The sequence below is a fragment of the Bosea sp. 29B genome, from assembly GCF_902506165.1.
Lineage (GTDB): Bacteria > Pseudomonadota > Alphaproteobacteria > Rhizobiales > Beijerinckiaceae > Allobosea.
On sequence record NZ_LR733817.1, the window covers coordinates 1,605,830 to 1,625,297 of the forward strand.

Below are 19,468 nucleotides of genomic sequence, written 5' to 3' on the forward strand. Positions count from 1 at the left end.
GCTGATCGCCCGCGATATCAGCCCGCCGCGCGCAGCGGCGGGCTGTCATGCGTTTCGTCCGGCAGGCTCAGCTCGGCCTTGCCGACCAGGTGTCCCTGCAGATAGGTGACGCCCCAATCGCACAGCATCGAAGCCTGCAGCTCGTCGTCGACCCATTCGGCGACGGTCTCGACGCCGAGATGATGCGCCAGCTCCAGCAGGGTGCGCACGAAGAAGCGATCATCGGTCGAACGCCGCAGGTTCTGCGTGAAAGCGCCGTCGAGCTTGAGGATGTCGATCGGAAAGGCGCGCAGATGCCGCAGCGACGTGTGGCCTGCGCCGAAATCGTCGATCGCCACCCGGGCGCCGCGCTGCTTGATCCTGGTCAAGAGCTTGGCCATCCGCTCGGGATCCTCGATCGTCGCCGTCTCCGTGACCTCGACGATCAGGCGCTTCGCCGCGATCGGGTTCGCCGCGGCGCTGGCCTCGAACCCCTCGATCCAGTCGGCCTCCGCCAGTGTGCGCGGCGAGACGTTGATCGACAGCACCGCGTCTTGCCGTTCCGCCAGATGCGTCATGGCGAGCTCGAGCACGCGATGGTCGAACAGATTCACCAGGCCCCGCCTTTCGAGCAGGGGCACCAGCTCCGCCGCGGCGAGGAAGCCGCCCTGGGGACGCTCGACCCGTAGCAGCGCCTCGTTGAAGGCCAGAGTGCGGCCCTTCGCCGTCACCACCGGCTGGAAGGCCAGCCGCACCCTACGCTCGTTCAGCGCGGCGACGGCTTCGAGGTCGAGCCGCGGCGCGCCGCCGCCGCCCTCGGCCACAACCGGCCGGCGCGCGATCACCGCATTGTCGAGCCCCGCCGCCTCGGCGCCTGAGAGCGCACTTTCGGCCGCCTTGACCAGCGTCGCGCCTTCACGGGTCAGGTCCGGGGCGATCGCTGCGCCGACGCGCAGCCTGACCAGCGCGATCCCGCGTGAGCTTTCGACCGCCGAGCGGGCTACAGCCTTGATGAAGCGCTCCGCCGCCGCCTCGATCTGGTTCGCCGGGCAGCTGCTGAGCAGGATGGCGAAGCGATTGCCGGAATAGTGCATGAGCTGGTCGCGTCGGCGCATCACCGAATGCAGGCGCTGACGCACCTCTTCGATGATCTCCTCGGTGCCCTCATGGCCGAACTCACCATTGAGGCGCGCGAGCTCGCCGATTGCCGCGACCAGCACGACGACCGAGCGTTCCGCCGGCAGATGCTCGGCCAGGGCCTCGTCGACGCGCTCGACCAGCACATTGCGATCGCAGAGATCGGCATCGGTCGCGGTCAGTTCCTCCGGCCGTACTGCCCGCTCCAGCCTGAGCACGCCGCGCGCGCGGCTGGGGCGGCCGTCGATCCCGACGAACCAGCGCCCGGCATCCTCGATCCACATCTTGCGACCGGCGAGATCGGCGGCATAGCGCGTGCGATAGACCGCACCGTCGCCGAGATCATGCCCGCCCGAGGAGAAGATCGCGTCGTAGCGGCTGCGCCCGCTCCCGGGCTCGACCAGCCCGGCGAAGGATAGGCCGCGCTGCAGCACGGCTAGTGGAACAGGACCGAGCACCTCGGCCGCATTCGGGCCCCAGCTCAGCGTGTCGCTGCCGATATCCCAGCTATAAGCCACTTCGCCGATCGATGAGAGCAGGCTGCGCGGCTCGACGATCCTCTCGTCGCGGGAACCGAACAGGGACGGCGCAGACATGATGCGGCTGCCTCGGACGACGGGTTGGAGAGCCGCCCCGTCCTGATTGCGGAATGGCGGGAAACTGTCCCGAAACGATGCAGGAGGCGGCGTTAACGGCCGGTTAAGGCCGGCGCCCCGATTGCAAGGATTCGCTCCCGAACCCCCAGATGTTCCGGAGCGGCACGATGATCGAGACAGGACAGCCCGCAGCGGCCTCCTTCACGGAGCAGGAAGACCCCACACCGAGTGTTCCCGCCGCCTTCCTCGTCCAGCTCGCCGCGAGCCAGGCTGGGATCGGCCCGTTCGCCGGCCGCGACCGCGAGACGCCCTTCATCGGCGCCCGCCGCTATTATGAAGGAATGGCGCGTCGCCACCCCCCTCTCAAGCTTCTGCGCTCGGCCTGAAGCACAAACGCAAAAAGGCCGGCCTTTCGGCCGGCGCTCTTCGGTCTCAAAGACTGGGGCCGCACGGCCCCGCCATATCAGGCCTCGGTCTTGGCCTTCAGCACCTGACGGCCGCGATACATGCCGGACTTCAGGTCGATATGGTGCGGACGGCGCAGCTCGCCCGAGTTCTTGTCTTCGATATAGGTGGGCTGCTTCAGCGCGTCGGCCGAGCGGCGCATGCCGCGCTTCGACGGCGAAGTCTTTCTCTTCGGAACGGCCATCGGTACTCTCCATCATGCCTTCGCGCGAGGCGGGGCATTTCACCCGCACCACTGTCGCGACGACGTCACATTCGTGATGAGGGCTGGCACTTACACGCTCACGCGCGCTCTGGCTAGACCATACGGCGGAAAAAGTGGCGCCTACGTGCTGGCACCGGCCGGAAGCGCACAATTTCCAAGCGGCCCGAGCTGGTTCATCCGCCTTTGCACCCGGCCGGCGGCCGCCAGCAAGGCCCGGCTCGGCCGCGACGGGTTGCGCAGGATCGGGTTCGGCAGGGCCCCCGCCAGCCTGGCGGCCTCTGCCGGCGTCAGGCGCGAGGCGGGCTTGCCGAAATGGCGCTGGGCCGCCGCTTCTGCCCCGAAGACGCCCTCGCCCCATTCGGCGATGTTGAGATAGACCTCGATCACCCGCCGCTTCGGCCAGGCGAGGTCGATCGCCAGCGCGATCGGCAGCTCCAGCCCCTTGCGGAGATAGGAACGACCCGGCCAGAGGAAGAGGTTCTTGGCGGTCTGCATCGTCAGCGTCGATGCGCCGCGGCTAGGCCCATCCTCATCCTGCAGCACGGCGTTGAGCTCGCCCCAGTCAACGCCGTTATGCGAGCAGAAGCGCTGGTCCTCGGAGGCGATCACCGCGCGGATCAGATAGGGCGAGATCTGCGAGAGCGGCACCCAGTCGCGCTCCACCGAGCGAAACGTCAGCCAGCGGCCGAGCATCAGCGTCGAAGGCGGCGGCACGAAACGGTAGAGCAGCAGCAGCGCGGCGAAGATGATCGCCACCACCAGCACAAGCCGGATTAGTCCCCGAACGATCCGACCCGCGAGACTCCCGCGTCGCGGAGTCGGGTTCTCTGCCATCTGCGTCATCCCCCACGCTTGACGATTACGGCCGCCTCCGGCAAGCCCCGCGCAAGCTCGGCCAGCCAACGCGAGAGACGATGATGAGTTCCGCGGAACCAACCGCCCCCGCACCGGCCCTGACCAGCGCCCTGTCGGAGACGGCAGAAGCGATCGAAGCCCTGCTCGATACCCTGTTGCAGGAGAAATCCGAGAACGGCGAGATTCATCGCCCTGCCCGGCTCCTCGCCGCGATGCGCCATGGCGCGCTCGGCGGCGGCAAGCGGCTTCGTCCCTTCCTCGTGGTCGAGACGGCCAAGCTTTTCGGCGTTCCCGCCGAGCAGGCGCTGCGCGCCGGCGCCGCCGTCGAGCTCGCCCACTGCTATTCGCTGGTCCATGACGACCTGCCGGCCATGGACGACGACGACACCCGCCGCGGCCGCCCGACCGTGCACAAGGCCTATGACGAGGCGACCGCGATCCTCGCCGGCGACGGCCTGCTGACACTCGCCTTCGACGTCATCGCCGATCCCAGGACCCATCCGGACGGCGAGACACGCGCCGCGATCATCCTGCTCTTCGCTCGGGCGCTCGGGCTTGGCGGCATGGTCGGCGGCCAGATGCTCGACCTTGCCGCCGAGGGGCGCTTTGGCGGCGACGATACAGCAGAGAAGCTCGGCCAGGCCGAGATCCGGCGGATGCAGGCGATGAAGACCGGCGCATTGCTCGCCGGCAGCGTCCTGATCGGCGCTCGCCTGGGCCAGGCCGATCCGACGCGGATGGCGGCGCTGGAGCGTTACGGCAAGGCGCTGGGCGCAGCCTTCCAGGTCGCCGACGACATCCTCGATATCGAAGCGAGCCCGGAGCAGATGGGCAAGGCGACGGCCAAGGACGACGCCAAGGGCAAGGCGACGCTCGTCGCCGCGCTCGGCATCGACGCGGCCAAGCGCGAGCGCGACCGGCTGAGCGACGAGGCGATTGCGGCGATCGCCGGCTTCGGCCCGGAGGCGGCGCTGCTGCGCGCGGCGGCGCAGTTCAGCGCGCAGCGCAAGAGCTGATGCGTCAGACCGTGACCTGCGTGCCGACCTCGACGACGCGGCCGGTGGGGATCTGGAAGAAGTTGGTGGCGTCGGTCGCGCTCTTGGTCAGCCCGATATAGAGGTTGTCCTGCCAGATCGGCATGCCCGATTGCGGCGAGGCCTTGATCGAGCGGCGCGACAGGAAGAACGAGGTCGACATGATGTCGAACTTGAAGCCCTGCTTGCGCAGGATGGCCAGCCCCTTCGGCACGTTCGGGCTTTCCATGTAGCCGTAGACCATCTCGACGCGCCAGAAATCGTCGGTGATCCGCGAAAGCCTGACGCGCTCGCTCTCGGCGACGCGCGGGGTGTCGGCGGAGCGCACGGTCAGGATGACGTTGCGCTCGTGCAGCACCTTGTTGTGCTTGAGGTTGTGCAGCAGCGAGGCAGGTGCAGTCTCGGGGTCGCTGGTCAGGAACACCGCCATGCCCTTGACCCGGTAGGGCGGGCTCTTGGTCAGCATGCCGACCAGCTCGAGCAGCGGCACGTCGGTCTTGCGGGTCTTGTCGAACAGGATCTTGGTGCCGCGCACCCAGGTCCACATCAGGAGGACGAGCGCCATGGCGAACAGCACCGGCACATAGCCGCCGCTGAGCAGCTTCAAGAGGTTTGCCGAGAAGAAGGCGACGTCGATGATGAGGAAGGGCAGGATCACAGCCACAGCGGCCGCCAGACCCCAGCGCCAGCCGCGCCAGATCACGATGAAGGCGAGCAGCGAGTCGACCAGCATCGCGCCGAACACCGAGATGCCATAGGCATGCGAGAGGTTGGACGAGGTCTTGAAGGTCCAGACCAGCAGCAGCACCGTGAAGAGCAGCAGGATGTTGATGCGCGGGATGTAGATCTGGCCGGAGGTGTGCTCGGAGGTGTGGCGGATCTCGAGGCGCGGCAGCAGGCCGAGCTGGATCGCTTGCCGGGTCAGCGAATAGGCACCGGTGATCACCGCCTGGCTCGCGATGATGGTGGCGAGCGTCGCCATGATCACCAGCGGGAGGATCAGCGCCGGCGGGGCGAGCTTGTAGAACGGATTATCGATCGCCGTCGGGTCGGACAGGATCAGCGCACCCTGGCCGAGATAGTTGAGCCAGAGCGCCGGAAAGACCAGGAAGATCCAGGCGCTGCGGATCGGGCCGCGGCCGAAATGGCCCATATCGGCATAGAGCGCCTCGGCCCCGGTCACCGCAAGGCAGACGCTGCCGAGCACGGCGAGCGACAGCCCGGGATGGTCGAAGAAGAAGCGCACGCCGTAATACGGATTGATCGAGGCGAAGACGCCGAGATCGTCGGAGATATGGTAGATGCCGAGCCCCGCCAGCGTCAGGAACCAGATCGTCATGATCGGGCCGAAGAAGTTGGCGACCTTGCCGGTCCCGCGGCTCTGCACCAGGAACAGCGCGATCAGGATCACCGAAGCGATGGTGATGACGTAGTCGTCGAGCACCGGCGTCACCAGCTTCAGTCCCTCGACCGCCGAGAGCACCGAGATCGCCGGCGTGATCACCGCATCGCCATAGAACAGCGCCGCGCCGGCCATGCCGAGGAAGAGCACGATGCCGCCGCGCGTGCGCCCGAGCGCACGCTGTGCCAGCGCGACTAGGGTCAGCGTGCCACCCTCGCCGTTGTTGTCGGCGCGCAGCAGCAGCACGACGTATTTCAGCGTGACCACCACGACGAGCGACCACAGGATCAGCGAGAGCACGCCGATTACCGCGGCGCGCGGCAGCGGGCCGGTCAGGACGACTTCGGCGCCGCCGCCATGCCCGCCGGAGGCTGCGCCGGTCGCGGCCAGGATCGTCTCGCGCAGCGCGTAGAGCGGGCTGGTGCCGATGTCGCCATAGACGACGCCGAGCGCCCCGAGCGCCAATGCGGCGTAACTCTGCGTGGAGTGGCCGTTGCCGGCCGGCTCTTCGAGCCCGAAGCGATCCCCATCCGGCTTGGAGGCCGGCGGGTGCTGCTGGTCATGACCCATCAGGGCGCTCCGCGGGTGCTGCAATGCAGCGAAAGGCCGGGGCCTCTAGCACGGCATGTCTGTCCAAGCAAAGACGCTAGAGCAGTTCCACGCTGGCGACAGCCACTTTCGCGCCACGCGTGCCGTGAATCGCTTCAAACGATTGAATAGTCGCCTGCGCCTATTCGGCCGCGGCAGCGCGGGCGCCGTAGCGCCGCTCGACGTAATCCTCGACCATCGTCTTGAAGTCGGCGGCGATCGACGGTCCGCGCAGGGTCGCGACCTTCTTGCCGTCGACGAAGACCGGCGCGGTCGGAGTCTCGCCCGTGCCCGGCAGCGAGATGCCGATATCGGCGTGCTTGGATTCGCCCGGGCCGTTGACGATGCAGCCCATCACCGCGACGTTGAGCGCCTCGATGCCGGGATAGCGCGTCTTCCACTCTGGCATGGAGGTGGAGATCCAGCTCTGGATGTCCATCGCCAGTTCCTGGAACACCGTCGAGGTCGTTCGCCCGCAGCCCGGGCAGGCCGCGACTAACGGCACGAAGGCCCGAAAGCCCATGGTCTGCAGCAATTCCTGCGAGGCCTTGACCTCCAGCGTCCGGTCGCCGCCCGGCTCCGGCGTCAGCGAGAAACGGATGGTGTCGCCGATCCCGTCCTGCAGCAGCACGCCGAGCGCCGCCGAGGAGGCGACGAGGCCCTTCGAGCCCATGCCGGCCTCGGTCAGGCCGAGATGGATGGCATAGTCGCCGCGCTCAGCCAGCATGCGGTAGACCGCGATCAGGTCCTGCACGCCCGAGACCTTGGCCGAGAGGATGATCTTGTCCTTGGCCAAGCCGATCTCCTCGGCTCGCTCGGCAGAGAGCAGGGCCGACTGCACCATCGCCTCGCGCATCACCGCGCGCGCATCGAGCGATTTTGGCGCAGCCGCGTTGATGTCCATCAGCGCCGTCAGCAGTTCCTGGTCGAGCGAGCCCCAGTTGGCACCGATCCGCACGCTCTTGCCATGCTTGATCGCGAGCTCGACGATCTGGCCGAACTGCTTGTCCTTCTTGTCCTTGAAGCCGACATTGCCGGGATTGATCCGGTATTTCGCCAGCGCCTCAGCGCAAGCCGGATGGTCGCTCAGCAGCTTGTGGCCGATATAATGGAAATCGCCGATCAGCGGCACGTCGATGCCGAGGATGTCGAGCCGCTCGCGGATATGCGGCACCGCCGCCGCCGCCTCGTCGCGGTCGACGGTGATGCGCACCAGCTCCGAGCCGGCCCGCGCCAGCGCCGCAACCTGCCCGACCGTGGCCGGGATGTCGGCGGTGTCGGTATTGGTCATTGACTGCACGACGATCGGCGCGCCACCGCCGACCTGCACATGGCCGACCATCACCGGCACGGTGCGCTTGCGTGGCGCCGGAGCGGCGTCAGGCCCCTCGGGCAGGCATGTCAGCGGCTGGTCGCTCATGGAATGGTCCGGATCCTTGGCCGGCAGCGGCTCGTCGCGGCTGCACTGCGCCCTTGCAGGATGATCGTCAAGCTGCCCGGAGCCGGGTCCGATCAGGTTGAATAAACCTGATCGGTGAATCCGTCTCCCACTTTTAGATGGAGACCGTTTTGCCGATCATGCTTGCAACGCAAGCTGATCGGAACGGGCTCCAGCGTCGCGACAATGCTCGCAGCGGCCGACGATTTCGACCACCTGATAGGAGGTCTGGAAGTGCCGGCCTTCGGCCATGCCCCTGATCGCCTGACGCATCGCCGGCGAGGCGTCCTCGTCGACGCCTCCGCAGACCTCGCAGATCAGGAACGCCACCGCCTCATTGGCGCCATGGCCGTGCGGGCAGGCGATGAAGGCGTTGCGCGAACTCAAACGGTGCACGAAACCCTGCTCAACCAGGAAGTCGAGCGCCCGATAGATCGAGATCGGCGCGAGGCGACGTCCACCCGGCGGCGAGATCCGGTCCGCCAGATCATAGGCGCCGACCGGTTTGTGGTCGGAATAGAGCGCCTCCAGCGCCTTGCGCCGGATCGGCGTCAGGCGCAGGCCGCGCTCGCGGCAGACCTTCTCGGCCCGCGCCAGTCCGGTGGCGGCGTGGCGCGAATGATCGTGCGCATGCTGACAGAGACCATGCTCATGATCATGGGCGTGATCGTGGTGATGGGCGTCACTTGCAGGCTGCATTTTCGTCATGTTGCGTTGCAATAGCACATCGGGCACCGTCCTGGTGACCGACGCTCCCTCACTGGCACAATGCCAGCCTTCGCCGGTAAGTTAAGCGTTCTCAGGCCAAATGTCAGGAGCCGCCCTATGTTCCTCAAAGATCGCACTGCCCTCGTCACCGGCTCCACCTCCGGCATCGGCCTCGCCTACGCCCGCGCACTCGCTGCCGAAGGTGCCAATGTCGTGATCAACGGCTTCGGCGATGCCGACGCGATCGAGAAGGAACGCGCTGGCATCGAGGCCGACTTCAAGGTCAAGGCGCGCTACTCGGCCGCCAATATGATGAAGCCGGACGAGATCGCCGCCATGGTGGCCGAGGCCGAGAAGGAGTTCGGCGCGATCGACATCCTCGTCAACAATGCCGGCATCCAGCATGTCGCCCCGGTCGACGAGTTCCCGATCGAGAAATGGGACCAGATCATCGCGATCAACCTGTCCTCGGCCTTCCACGCCACGCGCGCCGCTTTGCCGAAGATGAAGGAAAAGGGCTGGGGCCGGATCATCAACACCGCGTCCGCCCACGCCTTCGTCGCCTCTCCGTTCAAATCGGCCTATGTCGCCGCCAAGCACGGCATCGCCGGCTTCACCAAGACGGTGGCGCTGGAAGTCGCGACCAAGGGCATCACCGTCAACGCGATCGCGCCGGGCTATGTCTGGACGCCTTTGGTCGAGAAGCAGATCCCCGACACGATGAAGGCCCGTGGCCTGACCAAGGAGCAGGTCATCAACGACGTGCTGCTGCTGGCCCAGCCCACCAAGGAGTTCGTCACCGTCGAGCAGGTCGCGGCGCTCGCTGTCTTCCTCTGCACGGATTCGGCCAAGTCGATCACCGGCACCACCTTGCCGATGGATGGCGGCTGGACCGCCGCGTGACCGGCCGCAAGCGCAGCCGCGTCCCGCAGGTCAAGGGCCTGGCGGGGCCGAAGGCCGAGAAATCGGTCAACCTCGCGCTCCAGGGCGGGGGCGCGCACGGCGCCTTCACCTGGGGCGTGCTCGACGAGATCCTCGCCGATGGCCGCATCGCCATCGAGGCGATCACCGGCGCCAGCGCCGGCGCGATGAACGCGGTGGTGCTGACCGAGGGCTGGCTCGACGGCGGCAGCGACGGTGCCCGCACGGCGCTGGAGAACTTCTGGCGCCGGATCAGCGTCGACGGCAAATATGGCGGCTCGGAGCGTTCGCTGCTCGACACCATGCTCGGTGCCTGGACCGATGGGCGCCCGCCGGGGCTGATCTGGTTCGAGCTCCTGTCGAAGGTGGCGAGCCCCTATGACGTCAATCCGCTCAACATCAATCCCCTTCGCGGCGTGATCGCCGACCTGATCGACTTCGGCAAGGTCAATGGCTGCGCCGACGTCAATCTCTTCATTTCGGCGACCAACGTCCGCACCGGCAAGATCAAGATCTTCACGCGCGAGGAACTGACCGCCGACCATCTGATGGCTTCCGCCTGCCTGCCGATGCTGTTCCAGGCGGTCGAGATATCAGGCGAGGCCTATTGGGACGGCGGCTATATGGGCAATCCCCCACTCTTCCCGCTGTTCTACGAGGCCGCCGGTGACGACATCCTGCTGGTCCAGATCAACCCGCTCGAGCGCCGGGAATTGCCGACCAATGCGCGGGCGATTCAGGATCGGCTCAACGAGATCACCTTCAACGCCTCGCTGCTGCGCGAACTGCGCGCCATCGACTTCGTCAACCGCCTGGTCGACGACGGCAAGCTCTCGACCGGCGACTACAAGCGCGTGCTGATGCACCGGATCGATGGCGGCCTGCCGCTGGCACAGCTCACCTCCTCCTCGCGCCTCAATTCGGAATGGAATTTCCTGCTCAGCCTGCGCGACCTCGGCCGCACCGCGGCGAAACGCTGGCTGAAGCGCAATTACGCCGCCATCGGCGTACAGGGGACCTTGGACCTGAAGGAAGCGATTTCGTAAGACGTGAAGCCGCTAATACGGTAAAGGCCCGGCTTGCCAGCCAACTGGCGTGACGGCAATCTCGGCCCAGCCAAGACGTTCAACGCGTGTATGCCAGCGTAGTCTCTCGCCAGGCAGCAGGACATGGGAAGTCCAGGAACATGATCATCGACGATAGCAAGGCCGATGCCCGCAAGATGCACGAGATCGCCCTGCTCGGGCGCCCGGCGGGCCTCATCGGCCGCCGCTCCTTCCTGGCCGGCTCGGCCGCCGGTCTCGGCGCGCTCGCGCTCGGCGGTTGCACGACCGACGGCATGAGCCTCGCCGAGGCGCAGAAGCTCTACGGGCCGGTGCCGGAAGAGAAATTCCCGATCCCGGCGATCGACGTCACTCATGTCGATCCGAAATATTTCCGCAAGACGGTCGCCTACAACACCAAGGAAGCGCCGGGCACGATCATCGTCGATCCCGGCAATTACTACGTCTACCGCGTCGAGGACGGCGGAAACGCAACCCGCTATGGCGCCAATGTCGGCCGCGACGGCTTCCGCTGGACCGGCGACGCCTATGTCGGGCGCAAGTCCGAATGGGCGACCTGGACGCCGCCTAAGGAGATGATCAAGCGCCAGCCGGAAGCGGCCAAATACGCCCGCGGCATGCCGGGCGGCCTCGACAACCCGCTCGGCGCACGCACGCTCCATCTCTACCAGAACGGCGCCTACACGCTCTACACGATCTACGCCTCGCTCGATGCGGAATCGATCGGAAACGGCATCACCAGCGGCTGCATCGGCCTGCTCACGCAGGACATGATCCACCTGTACAACAACACGCCGGTCAAGACGAAGGTGGTCGTGCTGCCGGCCTGAGGCGGCGTCATCGCGCTTTCGGTATGGGCGCTGCCGGTGTCGGCGGCGCCCTTTTTCATGCGCGGTGAGCCCAATGATCAATGGCGCAGTAGACTGAATAGTCGCGCTTACCGCCACCGTCGGGCCGCATATCGCTTTTGCGGCTGTCACGCTTGGGCGTATCGTGAGCGCGGCAGCCCTTTGACCTGAAGGGCGCCGGATCTTCCAATCGGGAGGATGCCATGGGACGCAAATTCATCGACTGCCGTGAATTCCCGAGCGAAATGAACTGCTCAATCGCGATCGGCGCCGATTCCGAAGGCGAACTGCTGGAGGCCGCCGTCCAGCATGCCGTCAAGGTACACGGGCATCAGGATACGTCCGAACTGCGGGATATGCTCAGGAGCGTCATCAAGGACGGCATTCCCCCGGAGAAAGCGCCGAGCCGGGCCGCCTGAGCGGGGGCTTCCGCCCTCTATCGCCCCTCGCCCGCCAGCCGCCACACCGAGCTCTTCTTGATCTCGGCATCCTCCAGCGCGCGCGTCACCGGCACCTGATAGGTCGCGACCTCGGCGAGCCTGTCCTTGGGCAGATAGCTGCGGCCGGGGTCGCCGATCAGCACGGTCGCGCCGCGCTGCGAGAGGCCCGAGAGCCAGTCGATCACCTGCGCCGCCAGCTCGCGCTCATAGCAGATGTCGCCGGCGAGGATGACGTCCCAGCCCTGGTCGAGACCGATGAGATCGTCGAGGCGGGCCTCGATCGAGACGCCGTTCGCTTGGGCGTTGAGCCCGATCGCGGCGGCGGCAAAGGCGTCGATATCGGCGGCGATCACCTCAGCCGCCCCAGCTTTTGCCGCCGCGATGGCGACAAGGCCGGAGCCGCTGGCGAAATCGAGCACGCGGCTGCCGCGCACGGTCTCGGGATGGTCGAGGATATAGCGCGCCAGCGCCTGCCCGCCGGCCCAGGCGAAGGCCCAGAACGGCGGCGGTAGGCTGATCGTCGCCAGCTCGTCCTCTGTCTTCTGCCAGAGTTCGGTCGCTTCCTCGGCGACATGCAGCGAAATCTCCGGCGCATGCGGCACCGGCAAGAGCCGCGTATGAGCACGGATGAAAGCGAGCCGATCCAGCGTGGCGTCGACCATAGTCACGCGACCAGATCCGCCTGGCGCTGGCCGAGCAGGGAGCGATAAAGGCCCTTCACCCCGTCCATCACGTCGCGCTCGGTATAGCCGGCGAGCAGGCGCTCGCGCGCGCTCACGCCCATGCGCTCGACCTGGGAGGGCGAAGCAGCGAGCGTCACCAGCGCCTGCGCCAATGCGGCAGTGTCGTTGGCCGGCACGACGAAGCCATCCTGGCCGGTGCGGACGAAGGAGCGGCAGCCCGGCACGTCGGTGGTCAGCAGCGCCCGCCCGCAGGCGGCGCCTTCCAGCAAGGTCCGCGGCAGGCCCTCGCCGCCGCGCGAGGGCAGGCAGCAGACATGGTGCCCCCGCCAGACGCCCTCGATATCGCGCGTCGGGCCGGCCCAGGTGATCCCCGGCCGCGCCGACCACTCGCGCAAGGTCGCCTCCGGCACCGCCTTGGGATTGGACGGGTCGGGTGCTCCGTGCAGCGTCAACTCGACCCGCGCACCCTGCTTGCGCGCCAAGGTCACCGCCTCGACCGCAAGGTCCACACCCTTCGACCAGAGCATGCGGGCAACCAGCGCGACCTTGAGCGGCGGCTGCGGCGGCATCGGCTCCGGCATCAGGACCAGCGGGTCGACGCCGGCGCCACCGACGATTGCGACCTTGCCGGCATCGGCCGGATCGAGCCCAAGAGTGACGGGATCATCGGGATTCTCGAACAGGAAACGGACCTGCGGCCCGTCGACCGCCTCGCGCAGCCAGAATTTCGCCGCCAGCCGCGCCGCATCGGCGGCTGCGCCCTCGCGCGCACCGAGGAAGCCGAGGCCGGTCAGGGCGTAGACCCGCCGCTCGACCCCGGCAAGCCGTCCGGCGAGGCCGGCGAGCGCGATCGGCTTCAGCGCGATGCAGTGCAGGATATCGGGCTTCTCGCGCTCGATCAGGCGCTTCAGCGCCATGACCTGCTTGACCAGCGCCACCAGCGAGAGCGAGCGCCGCTCGGCCTCGAGCGCGATCAGCCTTGCGCCCGTCGCCTCGATCGCCTTGCGGTGATTGCGCTCCCGCGCGATCACCGCAACGTCGAGCCCCATCTCCGCCGCAGCGCGAGCCATCGGCAGGAAATGCGAAACGAAGAACCAGTCCTCGGTGGCGACGAACAACAGCTTCTGGCGGGCCATGGCGCGCATCAGGCCGATGCCGCGCCGAAAAGCAAGCGCATAAGAAAGTCACGAGGCAGGTCCGCCATGCCCTGCGGTTGCTGGACGCCTGCCGCCACGCTTGCGAAAAGGAGGCGAGGCTTCCCTCTCCAGCGAGACAAGACATGGACAATCGCAACGACCTCTGGCGTCACGTCGACGCCAGCAAAGAGCGCTTCATCGAGCTCAGCGACCGGGTCTGGGCCATTCCCGAGGTCTGCTACACCGAGAAGCGCTCGGTCGCCGAGCATGTCGCGGAGCTCCAGCACCAGGGCTTCAGGATCACCGAAAACGTCGCCGATATCCCGACCGCGGTGATCGGCGAGGCCGGCGAAGGCGGCCCGGTCATCGCCTTCCTCGGCGAATATGACGCCCTGCCCGGCCTCAGCCAGGAATCGGGCGTTGCCAAGCACAGCGAGATCGAGACCGGCGGCCACGGCCATGGCTGCGGCCACAACCTGCTCGGTTCGGCCGCCCTGCTCGCTGCGACCGCGATGAAGAACTGGCTCGCCGAGAACAAGCTGCCCGGCCGCGTCCGCTATTATGGCTGCCCGGCCGAAGAAGGCGGCGCCGCCAAGGCCTTCATGGTCCGCGCCGGCGCCTTCAAGGATGCCGACATCGCCATCTCCTGGCACCCGAGCAGCTTCTGGGAGGTCACCCCGCCGCTCTCGCTGGCCAATACCCGCGCCGATTTCATCTTCACCGGCCGCGCCTCGCATGCCGCCGCCTCGCCCGAGCTCGGCCGCAGCGCCCTCGACGCCGTCGAACTGATGAGCGTCGGCGTCAACTATATGCGCGAGCACATGCCGAGCGATGCCCGCGTCCACTACGCCCTGCTCGACACCGGCGGCATCGCCCCCAACGTCGTCCAGGCCCATGCCCGCGTGCGCTATTCGATCCGCGCCCGCGACCTGCCGGGGATGCTCGAGCTCGTCGGCCGGGTCAAGAAGATCGCCGAGGGCGCGGCGCTGATGACCGAGACGACGATGGAGATGAAGATCGTCTCCGCCGTCTCCAATGTCGTCGGCAACGGCCCGCTGGAGCAGGCGCTGCAAGGCATCATGGAAGATCTCGGCCCGCCGCATTTCGACGACGCCGACAAGGAGTTCGCCCGCCAGATTCGCGCGACCCTGTCGCAGAAGGACATCGCCGCCGTCTGGCGCGCGATCGGCGTGCAGAAGACCGATGCCGAGCTCGCCGATTTCACGGTGCCGCTCGATTCCCCGCGCAACCCGGCGATCGGCTCGACCGATGTCGGCGACGTCAGCTGGGTCGTCCCGACCGTGCAGGCGCATGCCCCGACCGTCGCGATCGGCACGCCCTTCCACACCTGGCAGGTGGTTGCGCAGGGCAAGATGCCCGCGGCGCACAAGGCGATGATCCAGGTCGCCAAGGCGATGGCCGCGACCGGCGCCGCCGTGCTGACCGATCCGGCGCTGATGGCGGCCGCCAAGGCCGATTTCCAGAAGCGGGTCGCCGCCGATGGCGGCTATACCTCGCCGGTCCCGGCCGAGGTGAAGCCGCCGCTGACGATGTCGACCGGCGGTTGAGGCGCCTTCAGACATGAAAAAGGCCCGCCGGGCGAACCGGCGGGCCAGGATGTCGGGCCGGGGAGGAGGCCCTGGGAGAAACTCAGTCGTAGGTGCGGCAGACGCGACGGGTGCCGATGACCTCGCCATAGTAGTTGACGCGATCGACGAAGTGGCAGCGGCGGACCGGAGCGTAGGCCGGGGCATAGCCGTCGTCATAGTAGCCATAGGCCGGGCCGCTGGCCGCACCGGCGGCGAGGGCACCGAGGGCCAGAGCCCCGACGACGCCGGCACCGATCGCGGCGCCACGATAATAGCGCGGGCGCGCCTCGGCATCGGCAGCGAAGACGGAAGCGCCCAGCGCCAGGGCGGCGACGGCGGCGGCGAAGCTCTTCTTGGTGCGGGTCATGTTCATTCTCCGAATGGATAGCCGGGTGGCGAACCGTTCGCCATGCACGAGACTTGTCGGTCGCAGGACCGGAATCGCGCGGGTCGCATAAAAAAATTCCCGAAACGCCGTCGGGTTCCGCTTCGCGCTTGCGCGCCACGGCTTGCCGGCAGGCGCTGGATATCGTGGGATCAGCCATCGCCGACCAGAGAAAATTCGCCATGACGATCGCACGCGTCGCTCTCGCCATCGGCTTTACAACCGTGCTGACGGCGCCACTGCGCGCCGAGCAATGGGCGAGCAGCTATACGACCCATGACTACGCGAAATGCCGCAAGGATAAGGGCAATGGCGATCCGGTTTCGGTGCATCGCTGCCCCGGTAAGGCTGGGATCAGCGTGATCTGGACTGCCGACGACGATTCATCGGCGGTCGAATTCGGCACGAAGGCGCTGCAGGAAACGATCTCCGACAAGGCTGCCTTCTTCGAGGCCGGCCGGACGATCGAATGGCGCGGCCCTAAGGGCGGGAAGCCGCAGGCTGCGATCCTGCGCTACGCCACCGGCACGAGCGTCGGCAAGCTCGACGGCAGCCGGCTCGTCGTCCATCGCCTCGCTGCGGATGGCGCCGCCTCCTGCATCATCGGCAGCGTCGACGCCCGCAAGCCGGATGCGAATGCCGCCGCCCGCCGCCTCGCGGATGAGAAGGCACCGAGCTTCCGCTGCGGCCAGGACGCCCGCTCCGAAGACTGAATCCTGCGTTTCAGCCATAGAGATATTTCGGCAGCCAGAGCGCGATCCCCGGAAAGACATAGACCAGGATCATCGCGAACACGACGATCGCCAGATAGGGCATCACGCCGGCGAAGATCTGGTTGATCGAGACATGCGGCGGCGCGATACCCTTGAGATAGAACGGCGCCATCGCCACCGGCGGCGACAGGAACGAAGTCTGGATGTTCAAGGCGATCAGGATGCCGAAGAACAGCGGGTCGATCTTGAAGAACTCCAGCAGCGGCAGGAAGATCGGCACGAAGATCACGATGATTTCGGTCCATTCCAGCGGCCAGCCCAGCACGAAGATGATCAATTGCGCCACGATCAGGAACATGGTCGGCGACAGGTTCATGGCCGTGACCAGGTTCTTGATCGGCTCGTGACCGCCGAGAATGGCGAAGATCGACGAGAAGATGAAGGATCCGACGAAGAGCCAGCAGACCATGGCCGAGGTCCGCGCCGTCAGGATCACCGAGTCCTTGACCTTGCCGAAGGTGAGCGAGCGGTAGGCGGCCGCGAGGATCAGGCTGCCGAGCGAGCCGACGGCCGCCGCTTCGGTCGGCGTCGCCAGGCCGAAGAAGATGCAGCCGAGCACCGACATGATCAGGATGGTGAGCGGGAAGAAGCTGGTCAGCAGCGCCCAGAGCACCCGCGTCCACGGCACGTCGGTCTGCTCCTTCGGCAGCTTCGGCGCCAGTGCCGGGTTGAGCCAGCAACGGATCAGTACATAGAGCATGTAGAGGCCGGCGAGCAGCAGGCCGGGAAAGAGCGCCCCGGCATAGAGCTTCGGCACCGAGACGCCGGCGGTCGCGCCATAGAGGATCAGCATCACCGAGGGCGGGATCAGGATGCCCAAGCAGCCGCCGGCGCAGACCACGCCGGCCGAGAGCTTGACGTCGTAGCCCGCCCGCAGCATCGCCGGGAAGGCGAGAAGCCCCATCAGCGTCACCACCGCGCCGACGATGCCGGTCGCGGTCGCGAAGATCGCGCAGGTCGCCAGCGTCGCGATCGCGAGCGAGCCCGGCACGTTGCCCAATGAAAGCTGGATTGAGTGGAACAGCCGGTCGAGGATGTTCGCCCGCTCGATGATGTAGCCCATGAAGATGAAGAGCGGGATCGAGACCAGCACGTCGTTGGCCATCACCGAATAGGTGCGCTGGACCACGAGGCTGAACACGGTATCGCCCATCGCCCAGTAGCCGAAGCCTACGCCCAGAGCCATGAGCGTGAAGGCGATCGGGAAGCCGAGCATGATGAAGACGATAAACAGGACGAGCATCACCACGCCCAGTTCCGGATTGGAAAGACCGAACAGCATCAGACCGTCTTCCCCGCATCCGGCGCGGCTTGCGCGGCCTGTTCGAGAATGAGCTTCTCGGTTTCCTCGACATCGTGCAGCCGCGGCGGCCACTCACCGGTGCGCAGGCAGATGACGCAGCGCGCCACCTCGGCCAGCCCCTGCACGGTCATCAGCACGCCGGCGATCGGGATCAGCGATTTGAAATGGTAGAGCGGCGGCCCGTTCGGCGAGTTCGAGGAATGCTCGCCGATCATCCAGGAGAAGGCCGCGAATTTGTAGCCGGCCCAGGCCAGCGCGATGATGCCGGGAAAGAAGAAGAGGATGTAGAGCGCAAGATCGAACTTGGCCTGCGTCCGCGGGCTCCATTCGCGATAGAGGAAATCGCCGCGCACATGCGCGTTGCGGGCGAGCGCATAGGGCCCGGCCAGCATGAACAGGGTGCCATAGAGGATATAGCTGACGTCGAAGGCCCATTCGGTCGGAGCCCGCAACGCATAGCGCGAGAACACCTCGTAGCTGATCGCCAGCGTCAGAATCAGGATCGTCCAGCCGGCGAGCTTGCCAATGGCGGTGTTGAACTTGTCGATCGCGAGGATCAGTTTCATCCGCGTGCGTCGCCTGCTGTTCGGATTGGCAAGGAACGCCCGCCACCACGGGGATGGCGGGCGCAGGCTTGGGCGAAGCAGCGGCCTTCAGCTCTTGAAGAAGTGGTTGAAGGCGAGGTCGCGCGAGGGCTCGTTGACGCGCTGATAGGACACGGTGCGCTTGACCCAGTCCTTCTGGCTGTCGACCACCTTCTTGAAGAAGGGGCTCTCGCCGCCAAGCTTTTCCAGCACCTTGTCCCAGGCGGCGAGCTGCGCCTTCAGGATCGCTTCCGGCGTCGCGACGACGTTGACACCTTTGCCCCGCAGCATCTCGAGATCCCTGGAATAGCGGTCGAGCGCCTTCCAGATCATGTCGGAGGAGGCCGATTCAGCCGAGTACTTGATGATCGCCTTCTGCTCGGGCGAGAGCGCGTCGAACTTGGTCTTGTTGAAGAGCAGTTCGAAGCTCTCCGCCGCCTGATGATAGCTCTGCAGCATGTAGACCTTGGCGACGTCCTGGAAGCCGAGGATCGAGTCCGAGGACGGGTTGTTGAACTCGGCGCCGTCGATGACGCCACGCTCCAGCGCCGGCACGATCTCGCCGCCGGCGAGGATGGTGACCGCCGCCCCCATCTCGCGCATCAGGTCGGCGGCGAGGCCGACGGTGCGGTATTTCAGGCCCTTGAAGTCGTCGGCGGTCTTCAATTCCTTCTTGAACCAGCCGAGCGGCTGACACGGCATCGGCCCCGAGAAGAAGCCGACCAGATTGAGCTTGAGCTGGTTCTGGACGAGATCGTTATAGAGATCATAGCCGCCGCCATGGTTCATCCAGCCGAGGAAGTTGGTGGCGTCCCAGCCCAGGGCCGGCGGCGTCCCGAACAGCGAGAACGCCTTGTTCTTGCCGTACCAGTAGGCGGAAACGCCATGGCCGCCGTCGAGGATGCCAGCCGCGACCGCATCCTGCATCTGGAAGGCCGGCACGACGGCGCCGGCCGCGAGCACGTCGATCTTCAGGCGCCCGCCGGACATGTCGTTGACCCGCTTGGCGAAGTCGCCGGCGAATTCGTGGAAGATGTCCTTGGTCGGCCAGGTCGACTGGAACTTCCAGGTCACGGTCTGCGCCTGGCTGACTTGCGGCATCGCGATGGCGCCGGCACCAGCAAGGCCCGCAACCTTCAGGAAGTTGCGTCGATTGGCACGCGTCTTCGTCGCTTCGGACGTCATGGTTCTCTCCCCAGAGAAATGGCGCCGTTGAGGCCGGCGAGCATTGTTTTCGGCTCTGATGGCCGGTGGCCCTGAGAGTTCCGGCGGTACGGGGAGATAGCAAGCCGGGAAGTCGTAGCACTTTAGTTGCAAGCAGAACGGATATCGCTC

The 19,468-nt window shown here is 66.6% G+C and carries 20 protein-coding genes; 8 read left to right on the forward strand and 12 right to left on the reverse strand.

The window, feature by feature from the left end; genetic code table 11:
• Positions 1–17: 17 nt before the first annotated feature.
• Positions 18–1,712 carry a GGDEF domain-containing phosphodiesterase gene (locus tag GV161_RS07835; RefSeq protein WP_152015239.1) on the reverse strand — a complete coding sequence of 565 codons (1,695 nt, stop codon included), beginning with the start codon at positions 1,710–1,712 and terminating at the stop codon, positions 18–20.
• Positions 1,713–1,879: 167 nt separating this feature from the next.
• Between GV161_RS07835 and GV161_RS07840 the strand changes: the two genes are divergently transcribed.
• Positions 1,880–2,098 carry a hypothetical protein gene (locus GV161_RS07840; protein WP_152015238.1) on the forward strand — a complete coding sequence of 73 codons (219 nt, stop codon included), beginning with the start codon at positions 1,880–1,882 and terminating at the stop codon, positions 2,096–2,098.
• 77 nt (positions 2,099–2,175) lie between these two features.
• Here the strand turns inward: GV161_RS07840 and rpmF are convergent, their stop codons facing one another.
• Both rpmF and mtgA read right to left on the reverse strand, forming a co-directional pair.
• Positions 2,176–2,361: a 50S ribosomal protein L32 gene (rpmF, locus tag GV161_RS07845; protein ID WP_057189713.1), complete on the reverse strand. Its 186-nt coding sequence runs from the start codon at positions 2,359–2,361 to the stop codon at positions 2,176–2,178.
• 141 nt (positions 2,362–2,502) lie between these two features.
• A complete protein-coding gene (gene mtgA, locus GV161_RS07850; RefSeq protein WP_244624138.1) occupies positions 2,503–3,216 on the reverse strand; it encodes a monofunctional biosynthetic peptidoglycan transglycosylase in 714 nt (237 codons plus the stop codon).
• An 83-nt stretch (positions 3,217–3,299) separates the two neighbouring features.
• Between mtgA and GV161_RS07855 the strand changes: the two genes are divergently transcribed.
• Entirely contained in the window at positions 3,300–4,253 is a 954-nt protein-coding gene (locus tag GV161_RS07855) for a polyprenyl synthetase family protein (RefSeq protein ID WP_244624137.1), read from the forward strand.
• A gap of 4 nt (positions 4,254–4,257) precedes the next feature.
• Here GV161_RS07855 and GV161_RS07860 read toward each other — a convergent pair whose 3' ends face one another.
• The 3 genes from GV161_RS07860 to GV161_RS07870 all read right to left on the reverse strand — a co-directional run bounded on the left by GV161_RS07860 (position 4,258) and on the right by GV161_RS07870 (position 8,398).
• Positions 4,258–6,243 carry a potassium transporter Kup gene (locus GV161_RS07860; RefSeq protein ID WP_152015235.1) on the reverse strand — a complete coding sequence of 662 codons (1,986 nt, stop codon included), beginning with the start codon at positions 6,241–6,243 and terminating at the stop codon, positions 4,258–4,260.
• Positions 6,244–6,403: 160 nt separating this feature from the next.
• Positions 6,404–7,681, reverse strand: a complete 1,278-nt coding sequence (gene ispG, locus GV161_RS07865; RefSeq protein ID WP_152015234.1) for a flavodoxin-dependent (E)-4-hydroxy-3-methylbut-2-enyl-diphosphate synthase — start codon at positions 7,679–7,681, stop codon at positions 6,404–6,406.
• 156 nt (positions 7,682–7,837) lie between these two features.
• Positions 7,838–8,398: a transcriptional repressor gene (locus GV161_RS07870; protein WP_152015233.1), complete on the reverse strand. Its 561-nt coding sequence runs from the start codon at positions 8,396–8,398 to the stop codon at positions 7,838–7,840.
• A gap of 126 nt (positions 8,399–8,524) precedes the next feature.
• Here GV161_RS07870 and GV161_RS07875 point away from each other — a divergent pair, with 126 nt between their 5' ends.
• The 4 genes from GV161_RS07875 (at position 8,525) to GV161_RS07890 (ending at position 11,659) form a co-directional block, all read left to right on the forward strand.
• Positions 8,525–9,310, forward strand: a complete 786-nt coding sequence (locus tag GV161_RS07875; protein ID WP_152015232.1) for a 3-hydroxybutyrate dehydrogenase — start codon at positions 8,525–8,527, stop codon at positions 9,308–9,310.
• Positions 9,307–10,374, forward strand: coding sequence for a patatin-like phospholipase family protein (locus tag GV161_RS07880; RefSeq protein ID WP_201302997.1), 1,068 nt, complete (start codon positions 9,307–9,309; stop codon positions 10,372–10,374). The genes GV161_RS07875 and GV161_RS07880 overlap by 4 nt, the downstream gene beginning before the upstream one ends.
• Positions 10,375–10,514: 140 nt before the next feature.
• Complete coding sequence (locus GV161_RS07885) at positions 10,515–11,222, forward strand: L,D-transpeptidase (RefSeq protein WP_152015231.1); 708 nt, start codon at positions 10,515–10,517, stop codon at positions 11,220–11,222.
• A 221-nt stretch (positions 11,223–11,443) separates the two neighbouring features.
• Complete coding sequence (locus GV161_RS07890) at positions 11,444–11,659, forward strand: DUF1059 domain-containing protein (protein WP_152015230.1); 216 nt, start codon at positions 11,444–11,446, stop codon at positions 11,657–11,659.
• 17 nt (positions 11,660–11,676) lie between these two features.
• Here GV161_RS07890 and GV161_RS07895 read toward each other — a convergent pair whose 3' ends face one another.
• Both GV161_RS07895 and GV161_RS07900 read right to left on the reverse strand, forming a co-directional pair.
• Positions 11,677–12,342, reverse strand: coding sequence for a methyltransferase (locus GV161_RS07895; RefSeq protein ID WP_152016208.1), 666 nt, complete (start codon positions 12,340–12,342; stop codon positions 11,677–11,679).
• A gap of 2 nt (positions 12,343–12,344) precedes the next feature.
• On the reverse strand, positions 12,345–13,499 hold the full coding sequence (locus GV161_RS07900) for a glycosyltransferase family 4 protein (protein WP_244624136.1): 1,155 nt from the start codon (positions 13,497–13,499) through the stop codon (positions 12,345–12,347).
• 143 nt (positions 13,500–13,642) lie between these two features.
• On the opposite strand from GV161_RS07900, the gene GV161_RS07905 reads away from it, so the two are divergent.
• Complete coding sequence (locus GV161_RS07905) at positions 13,643–15,067, forward strand: M20 family metallopeptidase (protein ID WP_152015228.1); 1,425 nt, start codon at positions 13,643–13,645, stop codon at positions 15,065–15,067.
• 82 nt (positions 15,068–15,149) lie between these two features.
• Here the strand turns inward: GV161_RS07905 and GV161_RS07910 are convergent, their stop codons facing one another.
• Entirely contained in the window at positions 15,150–15,455 is a 306-nt protein-coding gene (locus tag GV161_RS07910; protein WP_244624135.1) for a hypothetical protein, read from the reverse strand.
• Positions 15,456–15,655: 200 nt separating this feature from the next.
• Between GV161_RS07910 and GV161_RS07915 the strand changes: the two genes are divergently transcribed.
• Positions 15,656–16,186 (forward strand): hypothetical protein, encoded by a 531-nt coding sequence (locus GV161_RS07915; protein WP_152015226.1) that lies wholly within the window; start codon positions 15,656–15,658, stop codon positions 16,184–16,186.
• Between the two features lie 10 nt (positions 16,187–16,196).
• Here GV161_RS07915 and GV161_RS07920 read toward each other — a convergent pair whose 3' ends face one another.
• From GV161_RS07920 to GV161_RS07930, 3 genes are all read right to left on the reverse strand, one after another.
• Positions 16,197–17,528 (reverse strand): TRAP transporter large permease subunit, encoded by a 1,332-nt coding sequence (locus tag GV161_RS07920; protein WP_152015225.1) that lies wholly within the window; start codon positions 17,526–17,528, stop codon positions 16,197–16,199.
• Positions 17,528–18,115, reverse strand: coding sequence for a TRAP transporter small permease subunit (locus tag GV161_RS07925; RefSeq protein ID WP_152015224.1), 588 nt, complete (start codon positions 18,113–18,115; stop codon positions 17,528–17,530). The genes GV161_RS07920 and GV161_RS07925 overlap by 1 nt, the downstream gene beginning before the upstream one ends.
• Before the next feature lie 87 nt (positions 18,116–18,202).
• Positions 18,203–19,318: a TRAP transporter substrate-binding protein gene (locus tag GV161_RS07930; protein ID WP_152015223.1), complete on the reverse strand. Its 1,116-nt coding sequence runs from the start codon at positions 19,316–19,318 to the stop codon at positions 18,203–18,205.
• Positions 19,319–19,468: the final 150 nt, after the last annotated feature.

Excerpts from the sequence above, each read along its gene's own strand:
- rpmF (WP_057189713.1), bottom strand. The coding sequence starts at position 2,361 with ATGGCCGTTCCGAAGAGAAAGACTTCGCCGTCGAAGCGCGGCATGCGC.
- GV161_RS07930 (WP_152015223.1), bottom strand. The coding sequence starts at position 19,318 with ATGACGTCCGAAGCGACGAAGACGCGTGCCAATCGACGCAACTTCCTG.
- GV161_RS07920 (WP_152015225.1), bottom strand. The coding sequence starts at position 17,528 with ATGCTGTTCGGTCTTTCCAATCCGGAACTGGGCGTGGTGATGCTCGTC.
- GV161_RS07900 (WP_244624136.1), bottom strand. The coding sequence starts at position 13,499 with ATGGCCCGCCAGAAGCTGTTGTTCGTCGCCACCGAGGACTGGTTCTTC.
- ispG (WP_152015234.1), bottom strand. The coding sequence starts at position 7,681 with ATGAGCGACCAGCCGCTGACATGCCTGCCCGAGGGGCCTGACGCCGCT.
- GV161_RS07890 (WP_152015230.1), top strand. The coding sequence starts at position 11,444 with ATGGGACGCAAATTCATCGACTGCCGTGAATTCCCGAGCGAAATGAAC.
- GV161_RS07895 (WP_152016208.1), bottom strand. The coding sequence starts at position 12,342 with ATGGTCGACGCCACGCTGGATCGGCTCGCTTTCATCCGTGCTCATACG.
- GV161_RS07870 (WP_152015233.1), bottom strand. The coding sequence starts at position 8,398 with ATGCAGCCTGCAAGTGACGCCCATCACCACGATCACGCCCATGATCAT.
- mtgA (WP_244624138.1), bottom strand. The coding sequence starts at position 3,216 with ATGGCAGAGAACCCGACTCCGCGACGCGGGAGTCTCGCGGGTCGGATC.
- GV161_RS07855 (WP_244624137.1), top strand. The coding sequence starts at position 3,300 with ATGAGTTCCGCGGAACCAACCGCCCCCGCACCGGCCCTGACCAGCGCC.
- GV161_RS07925 (WP_152015224.1), bottom strand. The coding sequence starts at position 18,115 with ATGAAACTGATCCTCGCGATCGACAAGTTCAACACCGCCATTGGCAAG.
- GV161_RS07860 (WP_152015235.1), bottom strand. The coding sequence starts at position 6,243 with ATGGGTCATGACCAGCAGCACCCGCCGGCCTCCAAGCCGGATGGGGAT.
- GV161_RS07905 (WP_152015228.1), top strand. The coding sequence starts at position 13,643 with ATGGACAATCGCAACGACCTCTGGCGTCACGTCGACGCCAGCAAAGAG.
- GV161_RS07885 (WP_152015231.1), top strand. The coding sequence starts at position 10,515 with ATGATCATCGACGATAGCAAGGCCGATGCCCGCAAGATGCACGAGATC.
- GV161_RS07835 (WP_152015239.1), bottom strand. The coding sequence starts at position 1,712 with ATGTCTGCGCCGTCCCTGTTCGGTTCCCGCGACGAGAGGATCGTCGAG.
- GV161_RS07875 (WP_152015232.1), top strand. The coding sequence starts at position 8,525 with ATGTTCCTCAAAGATCGCACTGCCCTCGTCACCGGCTCCACCTCCGGC.
- GV161_RS07915 (WP_152015226.1), top strand. The coding sequence starts at position 15,656 with ATGACGATCGCACGCGTCGCTCTCGCCATCGGCTTTACAACCGTGCTG.
- GV161_RS07840 (WP_152015238.1), top strand. The coding sequence starts at position 1,880 with ATGATCGAGACAGGACAGCCCGCAGCGGCCTCCTTCACGGAGCAGGAA.
- GV161_RS07910 (WP_244624135.1), bottom strand. The coding sequence starts at position 15,455 with ATGACCCGCACCAAGAAGAGCTTCGCCGCCGCCGTCGCCGCCCTGGCG.